Origin of the sequence: Oligoflexus sp. (assembly GCF_035638955.1) — a bacterium.
In the GTDB taxonomy this organism is placed as follows: Bacteria; Bdellovibrionota_B; Oligoflexia; order Oligoflexales; family Oligoflexaceae; genus Oligoflexus.
Window position 1 is genome coordinate 1 of sequence record NZ_DASQYZ010000433.1, and the last position, 3,501, is coordinate 3,501.

1 protein-coding gene is annotated in these 3,501 nt (G+C 49.1%); it reads right to left on the bottom strand.

Annotation, left to right across the window (positions count from 1 at the left end; translation table 11 throughout):
* A partial coding sequence (locus VE954_RS35915; protein ID WP_324962198.1) for a 7TM diverse intracellular signaling domain-containing protein occupies positions 1-2,939 on the bottom strand: 2,939 nt, incomplete at its 3' end.
* Positions 2,940-3,501 lie beyond the last annotated feature (562 nt).

The following is a 3,501-nucleotide window of genomic DNA, read 5'->3' on the forward strand; positions in this document are numbered from 1 at the left end:
TTTTTCAATACGGCGGGACCATTCCATCGACCTCCATCCGCTGGTATCTCGCCTATAATAGGGCCCACCGGATTGCTCCGGTGGGCCACTGAGCTCCGGTCGCCACCAGTCCTCGCAACCACGGACCGGGAGTCGACCGCGTCGCGACTCTGTGGAACAGTGATACGCCTGAATCGGACAGAAGGCAGCGTGATCACAAAGCTGAACGGAACGCCGCCGCCACTTTCCAAGCCCTCCACGGCGATTGCAATCGACCCGCCCAGGCTTTCAATAAATGACTTAACCGCATCCATACCGTATCCACGCCCCGATATCTCCGTGATCCTGGCTGAAGTTGAAAAGCCAGGAGCGAATATGAACTCTGCAATTTCTGCCCTGTTATAGCTTCGGTTCCCATCCAGCAGACCCTTGGCTTCTGCCTTGACCTTTATTTTTTCGAGTGCCAGCCCACCCCCATCGTCTGAAATCCTCAAGGTGAGGTTCATGGACGGGTCAAGTGCGCCCTTTAACTCGATGCGCCCAGCCCCGGGTTTGCCCTTTCCCAGCCTCTCAGACTCGGATTCAATGCCATGATCCATTGAGTTCCGACTGATATGCGCGAGGACGTTTCTTAAGGCAGCATAGCTTTCCTGGGTCAAATAAATTTCCTGCAAACCCTGGGTACCAACGGTCGGGACATGCTTCGCCAGCTCCATCGCCAGGCTCGGGAGACTGGATCGCATTTCGTCGACAAGATCATGAAAGGGTACATAGGCAAATGACACCAGGGGCAGAAGATCCATCAGCTTGAGGCTTTCATTGGACAAAAAGCGATCAACAATGGACGCGACATCAGCTGGATTGAGAACGATGGGCCCGCCCAACCGAATGTCCCGATTCAGTTTGTCGCGGCTCAAGGTATAATACTCCTCGAGCAGGGAGTCGACAGCTTGGATGTTTTTGATGACCTGCGCAGCGGTCATCTGGCCTTCGCCAAGCTGAAGGTCTTTGAGAATATTTTCCGCTTCATGGACGAGCGAGGCAAGCTCTCTAAATCCCAAAGTTCTCGCGACCCCCTTCACCGTATGCAGCTTGACGAAGGCTGTATGTAGGATTTTGCGATTATCGTTCCCAGGCGCGGGCCCTTCGATCAGCTCCACGGCTTCACGCAAATATTTCCTGGAAGAGTCACAAAACTGAACGAATTTGTTAGGCGCCACGTTGATCAGTTCCTCGATCAGGCGAATTTCACGGGCCTGTGAAGAGGTCACTTCCTGGTATTTTTTCAGCTCGGTCACGTCTTTAACCGACACGAAGACCCGCTGAACCGTGGTCCTATCGCTCTTAAGCGTTGTGTTCCAATCAATTTGAATCATCCGGACCGATCCATCGATCGTCAAGGATAGCTCGCGAGGAAGGTGTTCAGCATTCAGCTCGAAGGAAATCATATCTGAACCTATGGAAAGGCTTAAACTTGAAACGATAAGATCAACCTCATCCCCACTGAGGTTGGCTCGGCTCAGAAGCAGCGAATTCAAGTCATAGACTTTTTCTGAAAACGCTCCGAGTATCGTTTCCAAGCTCTTGGACCGGTTGCCGTCGATCAGAAGGCCCTTGGGGTCCGATATACTGAAGATACCAATTTTAACTGTGTCGAAAATTGACCGTATCTCTTCTGTCTTTTCTGCGACGAGGTGATCCAATTTTTCTACGTAGTTCTTGAGTTCCCTGTTCAATCTATCTTTCTGCTCATTCTGTTCGCCGCTTTCCCGCTTGATGCGGTCCCCGAAGGCGAGTGAGAGCAGGCAGAGTTCAGTCGCCACACCCAGGAGACCGAGCAAGTCAGAAGCTCTGAACCAATCCGCCAGCCCGAGAATGACCAAATTTTGACCGATCGAAAGTACGATCAGCAAGGTCCAGGATATCGTAAAATTGATCGCCGGCGTATAGCCGCGGAAAAAGCAGATGACGGATGTAAGGATAATGAAGGGGACGGTCACTGCCGAAAGAGCGCTCAACATAAAACCGACGAAAGCAAGGCTATCGAATATGAAGAATTCCAAAAACGACAGGAGAACGAACAAACCATAAATCCAGACTTTTACTTGGAATACTCGATGCAAACCGGGTGCATGCTTTGCTGTGATGAGAAACTCCATCGCAAACAGACTGGCGAAAAGCATACCCACATATCCGGACGTAACCGTTATCAAGACTATCAGCATTGCATTGCTGATGCCAGGCATGAGATACAGGGGCCCAATCCCGGAATACATGGAATAGCAAACAATGACATTGACCCCGTACAGAATATAATAAAGATAGTACTTATACTTGAGCTTGAAATAGACAAAAGTATTATAAATGAAGGCAAAGGCAAATAGCCCAAAACAAAGACAAACGACCGCCAGATCATAATGTGAAAAGTTATAAAATTCTGACATGCTCATGAGTCTAAAGTTAAAGGAGCAATGCTTTGTCAATTTGGGATCATTTTTCATCCTGATGGCGAAAGCGTTCGCTCCAGGCTTAATAGTTAAAGGTATGGCAGGCGTCCTGAATTTTATTTTTCTTGTCTCGAAGGCATGGGCATAGCCTACCTTCTCTATAAGCGCCCGGGAGTCCAGGTCATACACTTCGATTTCCGGTGTCAATGTGAGGCTGTATGACAGGATGAGTATCGTTTCTTTGTCCAGTTCGCTATGGACAGAAAATTTGAGCCAGTAGCTGTCCCCGGAAAGGAAGGATCTGCCTCCCTGCTCCAACTTTTTGAAATCAACGTTTTCACTAGCCACGTCGTCGATCGAATACGCCGTGTCCACCACATAGACAGCAGAATCGTGCACGGCCGCCGAGGAAAAATCCTTATTCACATCAATCGCTACCTGGGCATGCAGCGTCAATGGCAGAATCCAACTGACCAGCAGGTAATATTTCAAGAACGCCCAGCCCCTTGGCATTCCCTTGACTCCACTTTGGTAAATTTGATATCGAGATTCCAGCCCCTAAACTTAACCAATTTGCGTTGGAAGGCTGAAAACTCCTTTTATTATATCCGGTTGACGATTGAGGGTCTGCCCATCGCGGAAAGCTAGGGTTTGCTTCCCTGAACTTCAATATTTAGCGGGGTCCACTTGGAAACATTGGAGCCATGAGCGGGCGAAGGCTTGAGCGCTGATTGGATTTCCCGACGCATGTCAGTACCCGGATTTAAAAAAGTAGGGAAGGCGGCAAGCACCTTCCCATCACAGGCTACGTAAACGCTGGCGAATTTAGTAAATACTAATTACCTCAACTATACTCAAAATAACCAGTGCGTTTATCGGACTTTAGATCCTTGAAAACATGGAGCAAAACGGATCCGAGAAGAACTCCATTTTTCCAGGGCCCCGGAAAGAATGCTTAGGAATTAATCAACGCACCAATATTGTTGACTAAAAGCCGCCTCCTGGGAGATGCAATCCTCCTCCTGAGGAGGTTTTTTCAATGCAATGTGACATACGGCTGGCCTTTTCCCTGGCT